Source organism: Alicyclobacillus kakegawensis NBRC 103104 (genome assembly GCF_001552655.1).
Lineage (GTDB): Bacteria > Bacillota > Bacilli > Alicyclobacillales > Alicyclobacillaceae > Alicyclobacillus_G > Alicyclobacillus_G kakegawensis.
In genome coordinates, this window is record NZ_BCRP01000010.1 from 101,055 (window position 1) to 121,812 (window position 20,758).

At 57.3% G+C, this 20,758-nt stretch carries 19 protein-coding genes; 5 read left to right on the forward strand and 14 right to left on the reverse strand.

Annotation, left to right across the window (positions count from 1 at the left end; genetic code table 11):
- Positions 1 to 26: 26 nt before the first annotated feature.
- From AK2_RS09745 to AK2_RS09755, 3 genes are read right to left on the reverse strand one after another with little or no spacing between them, the layout of a single operon-like run.
- Positions 27 to 860, reverse strand: coding sequence for a hypothetical protein (locus AK2_RS09745; protein WP_157076293.1), 834 nt, complete (start codon positions 858 to 860; stop codon positions 27 to 29).
- Complete coding sequence (locus AK2_RS09750) at positions 857 to 2,878, reverse strand: heme lyase CcmF/NrfE family subunit (protein WP_067933750.1); 2,022 nt, start codon at positions 2,876 to 2,878, stop codon at positions 857 to 859. The genes AK2_RS09745 and AK2_RS09750 overlap by 4 nt, the downstream gene beginning before the upstream one ends.
- A 25-nt stretch (positions 2,879 to 2,903) precedes the next feature.
- A complete protein-coding gene (locus tag AK2_RS09755) occupies positions 2,904 to 3,326 on the reverse strand; it encodes a cytochrome c maturation protein CcmE (RefSeq protein WP_067933752.1) in 423 nt (140 codons plus the stop codon).
- Positions 3,327 to 3,440: 114 nt separating this feature from the next.
- Between AK2_RS09755 and AK2_RS09760 the strand changes: the two genes are divergently transcribed.
- The gene (locus AK2_RS09760; RefSeq protein ID WP_067933755.1) at positions 3,441 to 4,169 is read left to right on the forward strand and encodes an endonuclease III domain-containing protein; all 729 of its coding nucleotides are present in this window, start codon (positions 3,441 to 3,443) and stop codon (positions 4,167 to 4,169) included.
- Between the two features lies 1 nt (position 4,170).
- Here the strand turns inward: AK2_RS09760 and AK2_RS16880 are convergent, their stop codons facing one another.
- The gene (locus tag AK2_RS16880; protein WP_157076294.1) at positions 4,171 to 4,335 is read right to left on the reverse strand and encodes a hypothetical protein; all 165 of its coding nucleotides are present in this window, start codon (positions 4,333 to 4,335) and stop codon (positions 4,171 to 4,173) included.
- A 165-nt stretch (positions 4,336 to 4,500) separates the two neighbouring features.
- Here AK2_RS16880 and AK2_RS09765 point away from each other — a divergent pair, with 165 nt between their 5' ends.
- Complete coding sequence (locus tag AK2_RS09765; protein WP_067933758.1) at positions 4,501 to 4,764, forward strand: hypothetical protein; 264 nt, start codon at positions 4,501 to 4,503, stop codon at positions 4,762 to 4,764.
- Positions 4,765 to 4,812: 48 nt separating this feature from the next.
- On the opposite strand, the gene AK2_RS09770 is transcribed toward AK2_RS09765, so the two are convergent.
- The 9 genes from AK2_RS09770 to fni all read right to left on the reverse strand — a co-directional run bounded on the left by AK2_RS09770 (position 4,813) and on the right by fni (position 15,031).
- Positions 4,813 to 6,102, reverse strand: a complete 1,290-nt coding sequence (locus tag AK2_RS09770; protein WP_067933761.1) for a trypsin-like peptidase domain-containing protein — start codon at positions 6,100 to 6,102, stop codon at positions 4,813 to 4,815.
- A gap of 52 nt (positions 6,103 to 6,154) precedes the next feature.
- Positions 6,155 to 7,537 (reverse strand): hydroxysqualene dehydroxylase HpnE, encoded by a 1,383-nt coding sequence (hpnE, locus tag AK2_RS09775; protein ID WP_067933764.1) that lies wholly within the window; start codon positions 7,535 to 7,537, stop codon positions 6,155 to 6,157.
- Complete coding sequence (locus tag AK2_RS09780) at positions 7,516 to 8,373, reverse strand: phytoene/squalene synthase family protein (protein ID WP_067933766.1); 858 nt, start codon at positions 8,371 to 8,373, stop codon at positions 7,516 to 7,518. Before AK2_RS09780 ends, hpnE begins: the two co-directional genes overlap by 22 nt.
- Before the next feature lie 17 nt (positions 8,374 to 8,390).
- Positions 8,391 to 9,275 carry a squalene synthase HpnC gene (hpnC, locus tag AK2_RS09785; protein WP_439645092.1) on the reverse strand — a complete coding sequence of 295 codons (885 nt, stop codon included), beginning with the start codon at positions 9,273 to 9,275 and terminating at the stop codon, positions 8,391 to 8,393.
- A 5-nt stretch (positions 9,276 to 9,280) separates the two neighbouring features.
- On the reverse strand, positions 9,281 to 11,158 hold the full coding sequence (gene shc, locus AK2_RS09790) for a squalene--hopene cyclase (protein WP_067933768.1): 1,878 nt from the start codon (positions 11,156 to 11,158) through the stop codon (positions 9,281 to 9,283).
- Entirely contained in the window at positions 11,155 to 12,162 is a 1,008-nt protein-coding gene (hpnA, locus tag AK2_RS09795) for a hopanoid-associated sugar epimerase (RefSeq protein WP_067933771.1), read from the reverse strand. The genes shc and hpnA overlap by 4 nt, the downstream gene beginning before the upstream one ends.
- Positions 12,147 to 12,830, reverse strand: coding sequence for a phosphorylase family protein (locus AK2_RS09800; protein WP_067933773.1), 684 nt, complete (start codon positions 12,828 to 12,830; stop codon positions 12,147 to 12,149). The genes hpnA and AK2_RS09800 overlap by 16 nt, the downstream gene beginning before the upstream one ends.
- On the reverse strand, positions 12,827 to 13,837 hold the full coding sequence (gene hpnH, locus AK2_RS09805; protein WP_067933776.1) for an adenosyl-hopene transferase HpnH: 1,011 nt from the start codon (positions 13,835 to 13,837) through the stop codon (positions 12,827 to 12,829). The genes AK2_RS09800 and hpnH overlap by 4 nt, the downstream gene beginning before the upstream one ends.
- A 72-nt stretch (positions 13,838 to 13,909) precedes the next feature.
- Positions 13,910 to 15,031, reverse strand: a complete 1,122-nt coding sequence (gene fni, locus AK2_RS09810; protein ID WP_067933778.1) for a type 2 isopentenyl-diphosphate Delta-isomerase — start codon at positions 15,029 to 15,031, stop codon at positions 13,910 to 13,912.
- A gap of 545 nt (positions 15,032 to 15,576) precedes the next feature.
- Between fni and AK2_RS09815 the strand changes: the two genes are divergently transcribed.
- Entirely contained in the window at positions 15,577 to 16,734 is a 1,158-nt protein-coding gene (locus AK2_RS09815; protein WP_067933780.1) for a cupin domain-containing protein, read from the forward strand.
- 928 nt (positions 16,735 to 17,662) lie between these two features.
- Here AK2_RS09815 and AK2_RS17645 read toward each other — a convergent pair.
- The gene (locus AK2_RS17645) at positions 17,663 to 17,785 is read right to left on the reverse strand and encodes a hypothetical protein (RefSeq protein ID WP_281180642.1); all 123 of its coding nucleotides are present in this window, start codon (positions 17,783 to 17,785) and stop codon (positions 17,663 to 17,665) included.
- A gap of 1,566 nt (positions 17,786 to 19,351) precedes the next feature.
- Between AK2_RS17645 and AK2_RS09825 the strand changes: the two genes are divergently transcribed.
- Together AK2_RS09825 and AK2_RS16480 are read left to right on the forward strand one after the other, a co-directional pair.
- Positions 19,352 to 20,131, forward strand: coding sequence for a hypothetical protein (locus tag AK2_RS09825; RefSeq protein ID WP_067933784.1), 780 nt, complete (start codon positions 19,352 to 19,354; stop codon positions 20,129 to 20,131).
- Positions 20,132 to 20,488: 357 nt separating this feature from the next.
- Positions 20,489 to 20,737, forward strand: a complete 249-nt coding sequence (locus tag AK2_RS16480; RefSeq protein ID WP_083521058.1) for an SH3 domain-containing protein — start codon at positions 20,489 to 20,491, stop codon at positions 20,735 to 20,737.
- Positions 20,738 to 20,758: the final 21 nt, after the last annotated feature.

The window sequence follows — 20,758 nt, forward strand, 5'->3', positions numbered from 1 at the left end:
CTCCTTGCTAGGAATCTTTCCTGTAGTCAGCCGTCACGTCTCGCGTCGTGTGACGTCCCGTCCATCGGAGTGCGGCTTGCCGACTCCCGCCACGGCCCGTAAAGTCCGCCCAGCTGGCGAGACCCAAGCCGGCCCGCCCGCTCATGCCCCAAGATCCCCAACGAGAACACGATGGCCGCCAACAGCAGATTGCCCACGGCTTCCGCCGTATGCACGGTGGAGTCGGCCGTCTTGCCAATCACCGGAAGACCCAGACTGGAAGAACTCGCGGCGGCCGTTGGCAGCTGTTGAATGCTGACTGGCAGGTCGGCGCGTGCAGCCAGCCCCGGGTGTGTGAACACCCGATACACGGTCCCCGAAATCGCTACCGTATCGGTCTGCGTGGACAAATTGGAGGCCGACAGAGCGGTGTCCCCGATGGGCAGATACAGGTGCAGTTCCTCCACTGGATACGTCTGCCCCACATTCACCACGACCGATCCGTTCGGAACCCACGGCACCCAGTAAGTCACTGTGAGGGTGCTGCTCCCTGCCGGGGCACCCCGTGCAACACGCACCCCTCCGTTCGTGCGGACCAAGACATGGTTACCCATCTGCACGCCGTGAGCGCCATGCGGCAACGGCAGGGTGACGTCCTGTGGCGAGTGACCAGGATTATACACGCGAAGTTGCTCGACAATCTGCAACCGGTGGCTTTGTCCCTCCGGCAGAAAGAAGTAGGCTGCTTCGACCACACGCAGTGTGGAAGCTGCCTCGACCGTGCTTGCCCAAGCTCCAGTCAGAGCGAAAACAGAGCATAAGACCCCCAGCAGGAGACGGCCAAACCAGCCACACCAACGGCTAAGACGGGGAGGCATCACGTGCATCCACCCCCTGCCCGGGAGCCCGGACTGGACCAACGCGCGGCCGCGCCCAGCCTGGCGCTCACGCTGCTGGGCCAGAGACTGAACAAGGTGCCAAAGATCATCAAGTATCCACCCCACCAGATCCAGGACACCAGCGGGTTCAAATGAAAATCAAACACGGCTCGCGTGCCGCCGGACGTGCCTATCATCACGACGTATAGATCCGCCAGTGGCCGATTGTAGATGGCAACATTCGTCAAGGGCTGCTGGCCGTCTTCGTAGAAGGTCACGGCAGGGCGCAGCACACCCAACGTACGGCCCTCCCGGGAGACCACCAAATCGGCGTACATCTGCCGGGTTCCCTCCCCCGGCTTTACGGCCATGTCGGCAAAAGTCAATTGATACGCCCCGATGGCAGCCGTCTGGCCCGGAGCCAATACCTGTTGCTTTTCTATGTGATAAGCTCCAGAACCAACCACGCCCACCGCCATCACGGAGAAGGCCAGGTGCACACAATACCCCCCCCAACGCCGTCGGTGGTTGGCGATGACCGCGCACAGGCTCCGTCCCAGCCCGTCACCGGTCTCCGCCATCCGTCTGCGCAGGACGGCAAGCCACTCAGACAAGACGCTGGCCATCACCCACGCGGCAGCCAACATCGCTGCCGCGGTCAGCCAAGGTAATCGCCCGTAAGCTATGTACATCCACAGCGTGGATACGCCGGCCGCAGCCAACGCCACGAGACCGGAACCCAGTGACGAACGCACAACCTCAACAACCGACGACATTCGCCACGCTATGCGCGGGCCGACCGCCATGAGAGCCAGCACGACCACGGCCACAGGCAGTGCCACACTGTTGTAAAAAGAAGCGGAGACCACCATTTGTCGACCGACCAGCAGTTGCGACACAAGCGGGTAGACGGTTCCCCACAAAACAGCAAACATAACGGCCAAGAGCATGAGATTGTTGAGGAGCAGTCCCGACTCGCGGCTGACCACAGCCTGCAGGCGCCGTCTGGAACGCATGGACCTACCCCGCAACAGGATGGTTGCCACGGAGAATGCCACCACGACGCCGATAAACGTAAGGTAATCCGCTCCCAACGGCCCATCGGCAAACGCGTGGATGCTCCACACCGTTCCACTTCTCGTCAGGAACGTCCCAAACAGGGTGAGTATGAATGTCAGGGCGATGAGGACCATGTTCCATAAAGAGAACAGACCGCGCCGCTCTTGAGCCATCGCGGTGTGGAGAAACGCCGTGGCGGTCAGCCACGGCAGCAAGGAGGCGTTCTCGACCGGATCCCAAGCCCAATAGCCGCCCCAACCCAGTTCCTCGTATGACCAGTGCGCCCCGTACACGATTCCGATACCGAGAAACAGCCATGCCACCATCGACCAACGGCGAGTCACACGCAGCCACGCGTCGCCAGTCTGTTTTAGCCATGCGCAAGCCATGGCGTAAGCATAGGGGACAGTGAAGCCGATGCAGCCAAGGTAGACATTGACAGGATGAACGGTCATGCCTGGATTCTGCAGCAAAGGATTCAGGTCATTGCCAACGGCCGCAGGGTGAGGCAAGCGCGCGAATGGATTGGCCACCAACACAATCAGCACCCCATAAAAAAGGGTGATGCCGCTGAAGATGCAAAGGGCCAGGGCCGCCACCCGCTGCTCACCATCGTGGCGGATGGCCGCCAGAACACTGCCGTACAGAGTCAGAATCAGCACCCAGAAGAGTAAGGAGCCCGCGTTGCCGCCCCAAAAAGCGGCCATTCGGTAGACGAGAGGCAGGTGCGGCCCCGTATACTCGGCAACATATGTATAGGCCAGGTTTTCGCTCACCAACAGTTCCACCAAAGCGGCGGAGGCCAGCGCGGCCAGGGCGAACTGAATAAGCATCAGCGCCCGGCCCACGCGCAGGCGGTTGGGCGTGGGCCTAGCAACCGTCCAGCCGTGCCAGGCCATGGACAGGACGAGAACGGCCAGAAGCACCCGCAAGGCGGCCTGTCCCAGTTCACCAATCCACACACAGAGCCCCCCTTGCTCACCTGCTTCATTTCGCGGATGCGGCTGTGTACTGCTGCGGTTGAGCTTCGTACTTGGACGGACACTTGACCAGCAAGGTGTGGGCGACAAAGCGTCCGTTGGACTGCAACTTGCCAGTTACAATCACTGGCCAGTCATTGGCGAAATCATCCGGCTCAGGCCCATGAAACACAACCGGCAGGCGTTGATTCGTTTTCGGGTCCCGCAGGGTAAACTGAAGCAGCTGCTGCTCCGGCTGCCACCGCACGCTTGCGGCGACGACATCACCGCTCACCGTCGCTTCCTGGCCATCCGCCCGCGCACCCTCTGCCGTCAATTCCGCGACCGTCATGTAATAGGTTGCGGCATGCGTCACCGCCGTTCGGATGAGGACGGCCAGCACGCCCACCACCAGGACCAACGCCGCCACCAGCTTGATCCGTACGGACACCCCGCATTCACTCCCCGATTTTCACTGACCACCGCCCAGTGAAACCCACCGCCCTGTGTTAGTCTCGAGAACCAGGCCACAATGCTCGACGCCCGATGCGCTATAATGTCTAACATGAAGAAGCAAACGTCCAACTGGCCTCCCAGCCGACTCAGCCAGAAAACAAAAACTCGACTCATGGAAATCTATGACCGGTTGTACCGCCATTTTGGCGACCGCAAGTGGTGGCCCGCCAAAACCCGCGAGGAAATCGTCATCGGAGCCATCCTGGTGCAAAACGTCTCGTGGGCGAATACCACAAAAGCCATCCAAGCGCTTGAGGACCGCGGTCTGCTCTCCTTTCGCGCGCTCGACGCGGCCGACACTGCGCTTCTGGAGGACTGCCTCATCCCGACACGGTTCTATCGGATGAAAGCGCAAAAGCTGAAGGCGTTTTCCGGTCATCTGAAGAACCGGTATGGTTTTGACCTCGACGCGATGCTGGAACAGCCCGAAGACACGCTGCGCTCAGAATTGTTGTCCATCCACGGCATCGGTCCGGAAACGGCGGACGATATCGTGCTGTACGCCGCCGCCAAACCGAGCTTTGTCATCGACGCGTACACCCGGCGTATTTTCCATCGCCTCGGCATGACTCCGGAAAACCCCGGCTACGAAGCGATGCGCAGTTGGTTTATGCAGCACCTGCCGCGCGATGTATCCCTCTACAATCAATACCACGCGCTCATTGACGCGCTCGGCAATCGAGTCTGCCGACAGTCGCGGCCTGATTGCGCCAACTGCCCACTCCTGGAACTGTGCCTGCACGGAAACAGACACCTGCCTGAGAGCAGGCGTCCTTAGCCTAGTCACTCGATTGCGACATATCAGCCCCGATGCCAATAAAGAGCGGCACCACCATCAGGACAATCCCAATAAACTCCCAGAACCCGCGCAACTGCACAACCATCACGAGACCAGCCAGCATCAGGACCAGACCTGTCACAAACAACCCGGCGGCACGTGACAATAAAGTCACCTCCGTTTGTAGAGATGGAATTTTCGCGCTTGGGCGTATGATGTGAACCTATTATATCACTCCACAAGGTGGACGCATAGATGGCCTGGCCGCGCATAGCCTGGCACGGCCCGGTACAAGATAAGGGTGAAACTTCCACATAGAGGAGGAATTTGGATGAGAAAAGGAACCATCGCCGCCTGGCTGCTGGCAGGGTTTGCGGTGTTCACCGCTTGGCCGGCGTGGACGCAGCCAGCGTCCGCCCACTCCGTACTCCCATGGTCGACCGCCGCGGACACTCACAAGCCTGCTCCATCACACCCGCCTGGAACGACGGACAAAACGGACAAGCACAAGAAAGACCGGTGGGGCACGCATAAGGACGGTCATGACGACAAAGACCATGACCAAGATAACCACGCCCACGACATGGACGACTGACGGATTGACAGAATGGGCCGCGGGATCATCTCCCACGGCCCATCCACCTTACCAGCCCCCTGTGAACGGGATGCCCTGCGAATAGCCACCTTCCCCAGACGAGTATCCACCTTGGTCTCCGAACCCTTGTGAGTCGTCGCTTTGTCCTTGCCCATTCGCGTCGTTGGGCGTGGACATTTTTTGCACCGGAATGGTCAAGGTCAACCTCTTTTGCCCACGGTACACAGTGACCTGAACCTTGTCTCCGGGTTTGGTTTCAAACAGCGCCGTGCGCAGGTCCGCCGTGTCCTGCACGTTGGTTGAATTGATGCGGACAATCACGTCGCCCGCCTTCAAACCGGCATCCTTAGTGGCTGTGGACGTCACCTTGAGCACGTACACACCCGTGTTCGTGGGCACGCCTTGCAGATAGCTGGGCGGCACCTCATCCACCGGGTATGCCTCTATCCCCAGCGCCGGGTGGGTGGCGTGGCCAGATTGGATGATTTCAGAAGCCACCATCTTGACCAAGTTGGCTGGGATGGCAAATCCTATCCCTTCCACGCCTTCCTCCGCGATCTTGCTGCTCGTGATGCCGATGACCTGACCCTCGATGTTCAGCAAGGGTCCCCCGCTGTTGCCCGGGTTAATGGCGGCGTCGGTCTGAATGACCGATTGGTAATCGAGCGTCTGTTGCGATTCCGGCTCCTCCACCGGCATTTCGCGCGACTTGGCGCTCACGATGCCGGACGTCACCGAATCCGTGAAGTCAAGTCCCATCGGTGTACCGATGGCCACCACCGGTTCCCCGACCTCGATGCTGTCCGAGTTGGCCAAGGGCAGCGGTTCCACTCCGGAAAAGTTCGTCGCACTCGTCTTCAACACGGCCAAGTCGGTGTACGGATCGGTACCAACCACTTCGGCCGACACGTGTTTCCCTGATTCCAGCACCAAGCTCACTTTCGAACCGCCTTCAACCACATGGTTGTTGGTCACCAGATAGGCCGTATCGCCATTCTTCTCTATCAACACTCCGGTTCCGATGTCCGACTCTTGATCTTGAGTCTGCTGCGTAAAGAAGTTCTGTGAGGACGTGTAGTTGACCACAGCCGCCACAGCCGGCGCGGCCTTCTTCACCAACTGCGTGATCCCGCTCGTCACATTCACGTCCACGTTGGTCGACGTGACCGCCGGGGCCCTCGAACTCGTACTGGACGCGGGCGTGTTGGACGCCGTGGACGAAGCTTGCAGGTGCCGTGTCGCCCACGGCAATGCGGCCATGGTCGATCCGGACCCGACAATGGCGGAAACGACACACACGGCAACCCACTTCCACACTCCTGGACCCTGTTTGCTCATGAACAACCAACCTCACTTTGTATGTCGATAGAGAGATTCCTGTTCGGTCGGTTTATACATTACACGCCCTGTCTTGAATGCACCTTGAATTGACAACCCTGCGGGCCGCAGCCCGCCCGCTGCGGACAGCGCCTTCCAGACAAGCGGGCCAACCGGTATCGGTCCAATCCCCAGCCACCAGCAGCCCAGGAACCAAACCCTGGCAGGGAAACCGGTACTGACGGATGCCTGGCTCGGCCAAAAACGTGGCCTGCGCCTGCCAAACACAGACGGCCTGCAGGAGTCTGGCTGCCCCCGCTTTTGGGAACATCTGCCGCACTTGCTGGTCCACCTGGCGCACGAGCTGTTGACGCGGCTGCCCCAGTAGGCTGCCAGCCGCGCTGATGGAGGCGGCCAACAACCGCCCGTCCCATTCAGTGGTCCCAAGAAGCCGCCCGCGGTTGAATATAAAGGGCGCCGTCTGGCCGGCCCAAGCTGCCACTTCCCCGGCCATGACAGGCTGGTCATACAAAAGATACACATTCACGATGGGGCTCCAGGGCACCGAAGCCAGGCCGCGCAGTTCTGAAGAGCGAGCCAAATCATGGTGGAGCAAACGCGGGAGCACATCGTGCGGTACGGCGGCAATCACCGTCTGGGCCGCGACACGCTCCCCCGCCTTGGTTTGGACGCCGACAACCGTTCCCCCTTCCAGCTCAACGCGTTCAATCGCTTCCCCCAAGTGGACGTGCACGCCGCGCTCCCGGAGCACGCGTACGGCAGCTTCGGCCAAATCGCCCAACGGGCGTACAAAATAACCCAGACGCGCAGCGCGCCACCCGTTGACCACGCCCATCCGCAAAGCCTGTACCGCCAACCCCGCGCTGACCTTGTCGCATGAGCCGTTCAGAACCGCGACCCCAATTAAATCCCAGAGCCGCTCGATGGCGCGTGAGGATTGCCCGTGCTCGGCCAGCCAAGATGCAAAAGATTGTCCGTCAATCCGCTCAGTGTTACCCGTCATCACGGCCAATGCCGCCCAGAGAGCGCGCGCCCGTTCGGCCGGGGACAGATGGCGGTAACCCAGGAGGGACTGCAATAGGTGCAGGGGGCCCGGCAAACGCCGACTTTTTAACGTCTGCCAGGCACCGGACGCGTAGACAGGGACGGACAAAAGAGGTTGAAAGCGTACGGCCTCCTCCTGCCCAATTTGGCGCAGAACAGCCACGAACTCCGTGCAACAGCCCAGAAGCACATGCTGACCGTTGTCCAGATGCCAACCAGTGGAGGGGTGAATGAAGGAAAACGCACGCCCCCCAGGATGCGCTCTCCGTTCATACAGCCAAATCTCACACGCCGGGTGGATCTGGCTGAGTTCCAGGGCCGCCGCCAAGCCCGCCCAGCCGGCCCCCACGATGACGACACGACCGGCGCCTACCCGATTTGCTTCTGCCACAGGGCATCCCATATCAGGTGAATTTTTTTCGTTTTTGAGAGACTGATGCGCTCGGTCAACACGCTCTCCGGCTTGGCTTCAATGGCTTTGAAAAGTTCGAAGTACACCGCATAAATCATTTGCAAGCACCGCCTGGCATCCGCGTGGATTAACGGGAATAATTCCATAGCTTGTCGATAGTGTTCCCGGGCGCGCTCAAGCTGCCGCTGCATCAACTGGAGGAAGGGCGGCGTTTTGCGCCCCTTGCGGAGGTCGTCCAAGGTGCACCCAACCTCCTCCATGTCTTGAGATGGTATGTATATGCGATTGCGCCCCATGTCCTCTTTTAAGTCCCGCATGACATTGGTCAGCTGAAGCGCGATGCCCATCTGATTGGCCAGATGCGGCGCCTCCTCTCCTGTAAAGCCAAACACGTGAATGCACAATCGGCCGACCGAGCCTGCCACGTATTCGCAATACTGCTTCAGCTCAGCAAAAGTGGTAAACCGGACCGGTTTCAGGTCCACGCGCATCCCGCGAAGCAAGTCTTCGAACGGATCGATGGGGATGTGATAGCGGCGGATGGTGTCTCCCAGAGCTTGCACTACCGGGTGATCGTCCTCCAGATACGACGGCTCTGTGGCGCGGCGCAATAGTGATTCGGCTTCCTCCAGCCGCTTTGTGGCCAGATCTCCGGAAAACTCATCCACCGCGTCGTCGCAGATTCGACTCCACGCGTAGATGGCGTGCATCGCCAGGCGTTTTGGCTGCGGCAGGAGCATCATGCCGTAGTAAAAACTGCTTCCTCCTTGCTTGGTGATCTGGTGACACACCTTATACGCGTGCGACAGCTCCACGTTTTGTCACCTCCCGGTTAAGCCTGCGGCAGTGCAAACAGGGTGCGCACAGCAATGGAGACCTTCCCCAAACCGGACACAGTGGGCCGGCGAAACATGGGATCGTACCCCTGCCGGGCCAGGGCACGCAATATCGCCTGACCGCCGAGTCGGTACATGCGCAGCTGCATGCGCAGGCGGGGAGGCACCATCGCCTCCAACGCAGCCCCTTCGACAAACATCTGGGAAGCGCGTTCGGCCTGCATCTGGACACAGCGGCGGAGCGATTCGCTTCCCTTGCCTGCTCGCAAATCGGTCTCCGACCCACCACAGGCAGCCAGGTCTTGCAACGGCAGGTAAATCCGCCCTAACGGCACGTCCCGACCCAGGTCCTGCAGATGATTCACCACCTGCAGAGCCGAGCACGTCTTGTCCGACAAGCGCTGGCGGAGAGAGTCTGTAAACCCGAACAATGCCAGCACCAGACGCCCGACTGGGTTCGCCGAATAGCGACAGTACTCCATCAGGTCCTCCCAGGTCTGACAGGGCTGCGGCTGTTGATCCCGGCGATTGGCCTCCAACAAGTCCAAGAAGGGCTCTATCGGCAGCGAAAACTGCGCAATGGTCTGCTGTAAGGCTTGAAACACGAAATGCGTCGGTCGACCGCCGTAGCACGCCCGCAGCTGGCGCTCCCAGGCGGCCAGGGCCGCGAGGCGATCGCCTGGGTATTCATCCCCCAGATCGTCCACCCCTCGGCAGAAGGCGTACACCGCCCAGAAGTGCGGTCGCAAGGGCTTGGGCACAAACAAAGACACCACAGAAAAATTTTCATAATGGCGATGGACAACCTGCTTACACAAAGCGAAAGCGGCATCCTCGTCGCTGGCCAAACCTGCGTCCGGATCGACAACGAGCTGGGTCACCGCCATCACTCCCCTGCCAGCACAACCTGTCGATAGCGGCCCAAGGCCCACAATGGAAAAATGTCACGGTACATCTCGTATCCGATGTAAAAGTCCCGCGGAAAGCCGGTGCCAGTGTATTTCTGCTCGTTCCAACGCCCGTCAGGACGCTGATTGCGCAGCAAATAGTCCACCCCGCGCTGGACGCATTCGTGTTCCGCCCAGCCCCCGGCTATCAGCGCCATCAATGCCCAGGCAGTCTGGGACGGGGTGCTCTCGCCCACGCCGGCAAACCGCTCGTCCTCGTAAGAACGGCAATCCTCTCCCCAGCCGCCGTCCTCATTCTGGTGCTCGGCGAGCCAATGCAGCGACTTCTGCACCCAATCCTCTCGCACATCGATGCCGACCGCGGCCAACGCCGGCACGACCGCCCCGGTGCCGTACACATAATTCACGCCCCAGCGCCCGAACCAAGGTCCCGAGGCGGACTGCTGCTGGCGGAGATAGCCCACGGCCCGCTGGATCACGTCCCACGCATCGTCGTACCCGAAGCTGCCAAAGCACTCAAGGACGTGGGCGGTCACGTCTTCGCTCGGCGGGTCTATCACTTCGCCGAAATCGCAAAACGGAATTCGGTTGACCAGGGTACGCGTGTTATCCGCGTCAAAGGCGCCCCACCCGCCGTTTTTGCTCTGCATGGCAACAAGCCAGCGAAAACCGGCGGTCATCGCCTTGCGGCGCATGGCTTCATCGGGGAGGCGAAGACTGTTCAGGGCTTGCACCACAATCGCCGTATCATCGACATCCGGGTAGTTATCGTTATAGAACTCAAACGCCCACCCGCCTGGCTTCGCGTGCGGGCGGCTCACCTGCCAATCCCCACCAGTGAAGATCTGTTTCTCGCACAGCCATTCCCCCGCCTGTATGAGCGCAGGATGATCCGCCTGAACTCCGGCAGCGCGCAGAGCCAAGACGCTTAATCCCGTATCCCAAACCGGGGAAACGCACGCCTGGAACCACCACGTATCCCCTTCATCGACTGCAAAGCTGTCCAGTGCACGCCAGCCCTTTTCGAACGCCGGGTGTTGGCGTTGACCGCAAGCGTCTAGCGCTAACAGTGAATAAAACCAAGGCGGTTGAATGCCACCCCAGTTTCCGTCTGCCTCCTGATGCTCAACAACCCACTGCAAGGCCCGCGATTCCGCCGAGGAACGCAGCGGATGCCAAGGAAAACGACGATACGCTTTGAGCGCTCGGTCCAACACCGTAAATATGTCTCCGTCTCCGGCCGGCGGCGTTCCATTTGTGTGTAATTCCGGAACCTTCGCCCCGTCCGGGAGCGGGTAGACGGGCCTACGGTTCATCACGACGGTCAAAGCGACAACGGTGGCCCGTGCCCAACTGGCAAAATCATAGATATTCAACGGCACCCATTTCGGAAGGTACATAATTTCAGGCGGGATTTCCGGCAGTTTGCCCCACTCGTACTCCCCCACCAGGGCTAACCACAGGCGCGTAAACACGCGCGTGGCCTCAATCCCACCACCGCTCTGGATGAACGCACGCGCCTTCAGCATACGCGGGTCATCCGCCGGAACGCCAATCAATTTCAACGCCACATAGGCTTCCACCGTCGCGTTGAGATCCGGAGGACCGCCTGGATAAATGGACCATGTTCCTTCTTCACTCTGCTGCTGAAACAGATAGGCGGCTATTTTTTGCTCTCTCTCAGCCTGGCGCCGATCCAAGCAATGGCACAGGAGGACGTACTCCGCCTCCATACAGACATTGGAAAACAATCGCCCCCACCAATAGCCTTCTGTATGTTGACGTGCAAAAAGAGACTGGACGGCGGCTTCAATGCCCGCCTCCAAGCGAGTGGTTGTGGCTTTTGGCAAGCTCACGCTCTTCTCCTCCTTTCTCGCTGCTCCGGATACTCCTGCTGAAACCAGGCCACCGCTCGGGCCAGTGCCGCATCTACGGACGAAGGCGAATATCCCAACTCCCGGCGAGCCCTTTCAGTGGAAAAATACATCGGTTTGCGGGCCAATTTCACCCCATCCACCGGGATGCGAGGCCCCCGCCCGATGACGGGTGTGACTATCCACTCGTCTACCGCTGCGGCGGCGTAGGCCAACCACAGTGGCACGCGCAGGCGCGGAACGGGCCGACCCGCGAGCTGGGCGGTGCGGGCCACTAGGTCTCGGAAGTGCATATTGTCCCCTCCGAGTATGTACCTTTGTCCCCGCTGTCCGCGGGCTAACGCCAGCAGGTGTCCCTCGGCCACATCCTCCACCGCCACCACGTTTAACCCGGTGTCAGCGTACCCGGGCATTCTCCCGCGGACGATGTCGAGAATGATTTTTCCGGTCGGCGTCGGCTTCACGTCACCGGGTCCCACGGGCGTGGACGGGTTGACGACCACCGCGTCCAAACCGCGCTCACACGCCTGCAACACCACCTGCTCGGCAAGGATCTTGCTCTTTTTGTAGTCGCTGTCCACCTCGTCGGGATGGGCAAATCCCCGCTCGTCCGCTGGCTCGCCCCCAGGTAAAAGGGCAACGGTGGAAGTGCTGCTGGTGTACACCACGCGCTCCACCCGTGCGCGCTCGCAGGCCTCCAGCAGCCGCCGCGTTCCCTCGACGTTAACCTGATACATGATAGGCCCGTCCCGGCGATTCAACGAATAGAGGGCCGCCACGTGAAACACAGTCTCGCAACCATGAATGTGTTCCAGGCCCTCCCCCGTCGCCAAATCGCCAGGAACCACTTCCACGTCGAGCGACGATAGCCTCGAGACGGCTTCGGGAGTGCGCACCAAGGCCCGCACCTGCCAGCCATGCTGACGCAAGACGCGCGCCACATGGTAGCCGATGAAACCGCTGGCACCTGTTACAAATGCTCGCACAACACGCACCTGCCTATTTCTGCTAACCGCCGACGCGCGGCCATCGCCCGCACAGGCAACCATGCCGCAGCTGCCCAGGTCGAGGGACGAGCCCAATGCGGCAGCGCGTGATTTGCGTCATCCAGCACAACCCGCAGGGCTGTAAACGGGATCCCGGCCTCCGTCGCGGCCACACACCAAGCGTAGCTCTCTTGATCCACCCACTGCGCGCCTGTTGCCTCGTACAGCTCCCTCTTGCGCTCTGGCGTGGCGGCCACGCTCCGGACCGACACCATGTGCCCAAACATATTCAACCCCGAAATGGGACGCGCCCGCAGCGCCCGCTCCGCATCTTCGCTGAGCAGGAATTCCGGCACGACCACCTGCCCGAAACGCGTCTCCGGAGCCAGGCCGCCACACACCCCGGCGCCGATAACCCAGCCAGGCTGGTGGCGTTCAATCGCTGTACGTGCACCGCTCAGCCCACGCTCCGGTCCCATCCCCGTATGGACGACCGCAATGTGACGCTTTGAGTGGGCCACCGCTTGTGAAAATGCTCGTTCCTCAAACCGCGTCGCCGCCAGTACCAAGACTCGGCTCGGCAGTGAATCCGCAGTCCCCGATTTGTCGCGAGGAAGATCGGCCACCCGTGACGGGTGGCCATTTCCTCCCAGGGGCAGCGAACTCATGACGCAAACATCCAACGAATGACGCGCCACGTATCCCTCGGGGACATCGCCTTGACCGCCGACGCCTCATAGCCGCTGTGCATCATGCAGCTGGCGCAGCGAGGATTCTCCCCGTATCCAAATTCCTCCCAATTCGTTTGCTCCATCAGTTCATTGAACGTCTCATAGTGAGTGTCCGTCAACAAATAGCATGGACCCTTCCATCCCTTGGGATCGCGCGTCGGATTCCCCCAAGGTGTGCACTTCAACGTCTTGTTCCCAGTCAGAAAATCGAAGAAAATAGGCGTATTGTAGTAGCGGACCTTGGGCCCTGCGGCCTCCAGGATTTCCCGGACAGCTTGCTGTGCTTCCTTACGGTGGAAGAAAATCCCGCTATTGGCCGGGTTTACTTCTTCATACGTAAAGGCCGGCGACACAATGCAATTGTCTACGCCCAACTCTGTCAGTTCCCGCAGCAGATTGCCGATGGCCCGGGTATCGGCCCCCTTGTACAGGGTCGTGTTGGTTGCTACCCGGAAACCTCGCTCTTTCGCCGCCTTGATGCCTTTGATGACAATATCGAATACACCCTTGCGCTCCACCATTTTGTCGTGATGCTCACGCGGGCCGTCCAAGTGAAAGACGAAGGTGAAACGCGGATTGGGTTGAAGCTTGTCAAGCACGCGCCCGAGCAGAATGCCGTTGGTGCACAGCAGGGTGAGCTTACCTCGTTCTAAAACGCCATTGACAATATCCACGATTTCAGGATGCACAAGGGGCTCCCCGCCTGCTATCGAAACAGCCGGCGCACCGCACTCATCGACTGCCGCCAGGCACTCCTCCTTGCTCAGCCGCATTTTCAGGATCTCTTCGCTTTGGCGAATCTTTCCGCAGCCGGTGCAGGTGAGATTGCACATCTCAGTAGGCTCTAACATCAACACCATCGGAAACCGACGCTTGCCTTTCAGCGTTTGTCCCAGCACATACCTGGCCATATCGATGGTCAGGCCGAGGGGTTGCCTTGCCATCGTTCGATTCGCCTCACTTCTGAGTGGTTTCTGCTTCGGACAAGTCGGCCATACTCCAACCTTAAAACGCCGTTATGATACTTCAATAAGTCCTCGTCGGGCCAAGCCGACGGCAAAATCCGCGAATCCGCGGGCCTCCAACCACTCCCGCAGACGTCCGGTCACGACCACGGGCCGAGTCCGCATGTCCTGCCACGTACGAGACCCTGTCAGTATCAACAGGGTCCGCAGGCTCCAATGCAGTTCTTCGACGTAATGGTCAACAGCATCCAGAGCGGCACGTTCGTCAGCTCCGGACACGCGACGTAAAAACTCACCCGCGATCCCGACCGCAGAAGCACCAACGGCCATCGATTTCACGATGTCGTGAGCGGTGCGGATACCGCCGGAGGCCACCACATCGACTTTGTCTCCGACCGTCCCCACGACCTCGCAGAGACTAGCAGCCGTAGTCAGTCCCCATTGATGCCACGAGGCTGCCAACTGCCACCCACGCCGATGAGCCTCAACAGCCATGAAATTCGTTCCGCCCACGCCTCCGACATCAATCCCATCCACTCCGAGTTGGACAAATCTCCGCGCCTGTTCGGCGGCGATTCCTTGCCCCACCTCCTTTGCAATGACCGGCACATCAATCTCCGCCACGACCTGTGCCAAAGCGTCCGGAGCTCCGTGAAAATCCCGGTCCCCCTCAGCCATGAACAACTCCTGCGCCACGTTCCAGTGCACCTGCAAGAGATTGGCGCCCACCAAATCCACCGCCCTCTTCGCGTCCTCGGCGGTGCACCCCATCCCCACATTGGCGATGACCACTCCGTCCGGATTGACCTCGCGGATCACCTCATAGGTGTAAGCCATGTCCGGATCGCGCAAAGCGCTGGTTTCCGACCCGACAGCCATCGCCAAATGATGTTTCTTCGCTACCATGGCCAGACGCCGATTCACTTCGTACGATTCAGGTGCTCCTCCGGTCATGGCGTTGATGACAATCGGCGAAGCCAACGCCACGCCACACAGTTGCGTATGAAGACTGACTTCGTCCCATGCCAATTCTGGCATGCAATCAGGAATCAAATGCAGATCTTCCAACCAGGTCGTCGAATAGGCGTTGTCCCCAATTTCCCTCACAGCCGCCAGGTGTTCGGCCTTTCGCCGTCGACGATCCGCCTGAAGCTCCGGAGCGTTCCCCCCCACGTCATCTACACGCTCCTTCCCTGATGTGATAACACCCGTGAAGGTCCCCTCCGCCAAAGCGGCGTATCTATCTATCGCGGGGTTCAAGACTGTCGCTCGGCCCAACTACGAATGATGGGCGAAACTATGTACAGGGAAGAGTGGCGGTGGGATAAACATGCCAGAAATTCTGCTGGCCTCCAGCAGGCTCGAACAGCGATGCGGATTCGACAGCGGTTCGAAAAAGGTGCACAGCGTAGGTCATCATCTCGTTTCTCCGTAGATTCAGCGGACTCCTCAAGTCATCCAACAGGCACTACCGCGAAAAGACGAGAGATCCCAATCTGATGAAGCCTGCATCGCGCGACATTAAGGATAAGCACAGACGCGCAAGCGTCCTTGAGAACAGAATTATAGCATAACAAGGTGGAAAAGTCCCAAGTCGCCATCCGTATTTTGGCATCGTACTTGGCTCTTGCAGCCCTGGCGCACAGCGTGTGCCCAGTTCCCAGGGTGTCGAATACATATGAACATATCGCGTGTCGCACAGGAGGCGAACATGTCCTATGGCTACTGCTCCAAGACGCACGTTTCCAGTCAAGAAGACCAAGTCCAGAGAGAAGCGAAATTCAGCGTCATCGAATCCTTACTATGAATATAGTTTGCTATTCCGCAAGGATGCCGATAATGTAATTTACCAGGTAACATCAGACCAACTGCCCATCCTGAACCGGATCGGATTGGACGACCTGTTCATGACAAAGCGACACATCCGGGAACCCCATTGGCATCCCAACGCCGCGGAATTGGATTATGTAGTCGCAGGAGAAGTCGACATTTCCATGGTCGATCCCATTCGGCATCGACTACTCGCCTATCATGTGACGCCGGGGGAAGTTGTGTTCATACCGATAAATTGGTGGCACTGGATCACCGCGTTGTCCGACGAAGTCCATGTTGTGCAGGTGTTCAGCCATGCCAAGCGGCAAATTATTGAAGGTTCGGACGTCTTGCGCAAGACCCCCGCGAAGATTTTCCAATCCGCCTATGACGTGAACGCAAAACAGTTTACCAGTTTGTTGTCTCCCATCACGGAAACGGTCGTCATCGGACCACCGGATTCCGTGGCGTTGATCAATACGTCGGATGGCAGCACGAGTGAGAATATACCCAGAGCCACCCATCGCACCTATCCGGGGTCTCCAAACCTCTTTTTTGACCTGCAGCGAAATCTGACCGCCCGCCGGGACCACAGCTATCTTTACGAGGTGACCGGTGCGCAAATCCCCATGATGCAGGTTTTATCCCTGGGAGACCTCTATCTGACTAGAGGACACGTGCGAGAACCTCATTGGCACCCCAACGCAGACGAGTTGGACTACATCGTTTCGGGTGAGGTGACGGTATCCATCCTCGATCCGCAGACACTACGGGTGACGAACAACCGCCTGAAGCCTGGGCAAGTCACTTTCATACCGAAGGGATGGTTTCACTGGATTGTGCCCGATACGGAAGATGCGCATCTGCTTGTCTGCTTCAACGACGGAAAGATTGAGTCCGTGGAGGGTTCCGATGTGCTGAGATTGACCCCGCCCGAGGTCTTCCAACAGGCTTATGACATCCACGCCCGTCAATTCGCCAAAGAGACAGCCCCGATTGCCGAGCCGTTGACAATTGGCCCGCCGAGCAAACCGGCAAGATACAAAATAGATATTCATCCGTGACCTCGCACCCGGGCAGCCGGCAACCCCAAGGGACTGTCAATCACCCATCCACCGACAAGGTCGCCGAGGGCGTAATCCACGTTAGACTCGGAGATGTTCACTGTCGACGCCGGTTCCTGCTGGGATGCGGATGACCACAGCACCCCTACCGTAAGCCTTCCACAGGAGGGGAAAGTCAAGAGGATGTTCGATGGATAATGAAGACACCCGCCGCATGGGACGGGTGAAAACTTCATTGGACTCTCATCTCTGCAGCTGTCTAGCCTTATTATCTCTCAGATTACCAACCGCAGCTGCAGGAGAACGGAGAGAAGAACGGGATGACAGAGCAACCGCATGAGGAAGCGGTCGGGAGAACCCCTCTCGCTCGACAGCGGTACTCGTTCCATCAGCCTGGTTTCCCTCAGCTTCCCCGGGATCCTGCTGCGATGCTCGCCTCCCCATTAGGGAGCACGGCAAGGCAGATTCCGTTTGGACGTGTCACCTCACCCTGATGGGATCAGTACCCGGCGCCAAACGGAACAAGCAGAATGAACAGTACAAAGATGATCAAAAACACGACTGCCCACCGCGTGAAAGGCCCGAAGCATCCACCATCGTACATCCTGACTCACCTCCCCCCTGCGATGCAGCGTATGGAACCACATCGAGTCGTGAGACGGCTCGTATCTCGTGATGAAAGACGTATCCAGAGTGAGACAAAGAGGGCATCATGTATTCGAACGCGCCCTAATCAAAGGCATTTGTAAACTATTCCTTTCCGCCCTTGTCCGCGGGAGGTATTAGGCCATAGGGCACAACCTTCCGGTGCCAATAAATATATAAAGATAAAGAGCACCGGTCGAAACCAGTGCTCTCACAAGATTGCAGAAGTGATACAGGAGTGACGAGACGATTGAAGGAGAGATGCCGTGATCCCTTACTTTGCCTAGTAGACAGGAGTTGTTGTACAGGTCGTCTGATATCCGACGGGAATCAACAGGATGAACAGCACAAAGATAATCAGAAACACCACGGCCCAACGCGTGAAACCGCCGAATACGCCATCCACATGAATCCCCCCTTTCCAGGGGCAGAATATGACATCGCTGGACCATTGGAGTGGACAAATAGACTAGACATTCATCGAAATTCTATCCAACACGGGCTGCAATTTGAACTTATTCGGACCTCGCAGACATATGGCCGTCAGGAATGCTTCAGGCCCACTGTGCCTGTTTCTGAACAACTTCCTGGATCCTCCATCGTCTCATAGGTTACCGACCACCTACAGAATTCCTTCCATAACCTTTCTTCCAATCATCCTGCTCCATCACCTAAGCCTCTTAACCCCACTGTGAATCGTCGTAATACATGTAGAGCGTTCTCGACTTGACATCTAAGAAATAAGCCTTTCGTGTCGTGTACCAAGCGTGGCCTTTGTATCTTTTTTTCATTAACGAATAATAGTATCCAGAGCGTTTCATCCTTGGCAATGGTTTGTTTCTCCCGGACATCGGATCTTCGAGTCCAGGCGAGAGATTTATCAAGGAATACGGCGTAACCATTCCAGATTTCCATCCCTTCTCCTTAACAGATTCGATGAAAGTATCCACTTGAGGATGACTGAATCGTACGACTACGTAGTCCTGTTCTTCATCTATGGCAACCAAATGATCGCTTTCAAGTACGTCGACCGACATTGGAATATAAATGTGAACCCGGGATGCGACAGTGTACGCAGCACCACCAAATGTCTTGACACAGACTAATATGCCCAACCCCAACAAACTAATAATTCCAGTAGTGATCAACCAGAACTTTAATAGTTTTCTACTTCGCAAAACCCGCCATGTATAAATTGAGACAACAAACCAGATGATCATCGGCAGGCATATTACGATGAGAAATATCGAAAAAATGTACCCTAATTGATTCGCTAAATTACCTAGACATAACTGAGTATATAGATTCAATGGCGTCTCCTCACCTATCCTGAATTCCGAATTCAAATCCAAAGCGATTGGTCTAACACTTCGATAATCAACTCGTACTTAATGAATTGACAGCTTCTTTCTTATATACGGATAATTTTACGCTAAATGCAACCCATCGCGACTCACTCGGTAAATGCGGCATCAGGATAGAGTAGAGCCCTTGCAGACCTGCGCGTATAGCCAATCATCGCCTAAACAGCATCGTCATGGACATCTTCGGCTAACGCCCCCAATCTACATCCCTTCTTGCGAGCCGGTGCTGTAGTCAGCCCGTTCTCCAGGACATCATTCGACATACAATGTTGCATCAACTCCGCATGGCACGAGGTGAGAGCATGACCGAAACCCAATTTAAAAAGTCCGACATCTTCCATGACTGGGTTCTAATAATCACTGGACTAGCCTTATTTTTCTTTTTCTTCTTTATGCCTTCATAAAGGGGTGCTTATTTCCGTGAATCAGCATAATCCAATCCAAAAGGATGTGAAGCGGACAACCAACAGAGTGCGGGATGCGTTTGGATATGTCTCGGTAGCCGGATTTGCCATCATCTCGGTGTATGCCATCGCCAAGCTGACGCCAGTTTGGCTATGGTCTCTCGATAAGGAACAAAGAAGACGTTCAGGAACAGTGGATCCGTAATGACGCCTTCCGTCAATCTGCCGAAGCGGCAACTGCTCCGTCTTCCGCAGCGCCAACTGGGACAAATCCTTGCTCTGCTCATCGTCTTGGGATATGTAGATATCAACGTTGTGACCTTTCGAAATGGACAATTCTATTTTGTTCTTCGTGGCCCCATATTTTCACGATTGACGTCTGGTATCCCCCGCTACCTCCGAGCACCAGGAAACTCTCCGGAAGGTAGCCCGACGGCACAAGCCTACGTGAAAATCGAGGCCCTATTGGCGTACCTCTTGTTTATCGGCGAGGCATATATATACAACCCCATCGTGGTTGGCGCTGGCATTGTCTTTACCGTACAATCACGATGGTTCCGCCTCAAAGCGCTGCAGAAAGTGTTACAAGAAGGAAAAAACCACGATTTGGATCGCGCGATTTTAGCTCTGCTGAACCTCGGCGTGGGTTGGGGATTAATCCAAAATACCTTTGGCATCACTGGTACTGCATACCGCCCATTTGGGTATGCGCTAGGTTTTTCTGTGACATCGGAAGCCTTGGCTCCGAAGACGAAAGTGTCAGAACCAACGTTCGGGATTACCGCCATTCCCAATGGCGGCCCCTTGTATCGGGCATTGAACCGATTGGTAGGCGTCTTGCTGATAGTTCAACAACTTTACGTTTACAGCGTTTCCATAGGCAAAGGCGGTCGGATTGTCTTAGGCATCACAGGAGAAGTACTTACGCTCAAGGTACTTCCAAAGATGATGAAGCAGAGGTTAAAAAGCCATTCAAGCAGTTAAAGTCTCAGGTGATGGATATCCTAGAACTCATTAACGGCTTAACGGCATCCATGCCAAAGGTCATACCCAGCTGGTCCGATATGTGCACATGAAATCGCCCCCTTTTCCGCCTGACAGCGCAAAATTGATATATAATTCTTAAAATAATGAAGGAAAACACGCTATTTGCAACGAATCTTATGTTTGAAGGGACAGGATGCCGAGAGTTTATTCTTCGTCGCGCATGAAACGGGCAACGAGAACCTGCCCACCTGTGCCACAGCGAATGTGCACACAAACTGGGGCGATGCCATTCAACTAAAGTGAGTTAGTATCTCATTAGATAATTTCCCCCAATAGTTCGTGAGAGGCCCGAATATGAGCGAACTGCATGCTCAACCCAAATACAAAGTAGTTAAAGACCATATCCGCACCTACGATGATCCGATTTCCGTTCATGTCGGAGAGAAAATAAGAGTTGGACAGCGAGACACTGAATGGAGAGCCTGGTTTTGGTGTACCAACAGTCAACAAGAGTCAGGATGGGTTCCAGAACAAGTGTTAGACATACATGGCGATGGAACTGCCACCGTCAAGAAAGATTACCATAGCATTGAATTGAATTGACTGTCACGGCAGGAGAAGATC

What these genes read in the sequence shown, in the direction of transcription:
- AK2_RS09800 (WP_067933773.1), bottom strand. Translation starts at nt 12,830, where the DNA reads ATGAGTTCGCTGCCCCTGGGAGGAAATGGCCACCCGTCACGGGTGGCC.
- hpnH (WP_067933776.1), bottom strand. Translation starts at nt 13,837, where the DNA reads ATGGCAAGGCAACCCCTCGGCCTGACCATCGATATGGCCAGGTATGTG.
- AK2_RS09765 (WP_067933758.1), top strand. Translation starts at nt 4,501, where the DNA reads ATGAGAAAAGGAACCATCGCCGCCTGGCTGCTGGCAGGGTTTGCGGTG.
- AK2_RS16480 (WP_083521058.1), top strand. Translation starts at nt 20,489, where the DNA reads ATGAGCGAACTGCATGCTCAACCCAAATACAAAGTAGTTAAAGACCAT.
- AK2_RS09760 (WP_067933755.1), top strand. Translation starts at nt 3,441, where the DNA reads ATGAAGAAGCAAACGTCCAACTGGCCTCCCAGCCGACTCAGCCAGAAA.
- AK2_RS09815 (WP_067933780.1), top strand. Translation starts at nt 15,577, where the DNA reads ATGGCTACTGCTCCAAGACGCACGTTTCCAGTCAAGAAGACCAAGTCC.
- AK2_RS09825 (WP_067933784.1), top strand. Translation starts at nt 19,352, where the DNA reads ATGACGCCTTCCGTCAATCTGCCGAAGCGGCAACTGCTCCGTCTTCCG.
- AK2_RS09770 (WP_067933761.1), bottom strand. Translation starts at nt 6,102, where the DNA reads ATGAGCAAACAGGGTCCAGGAGTGTGGAAGTGGGTTGCCGTGTGTGTC.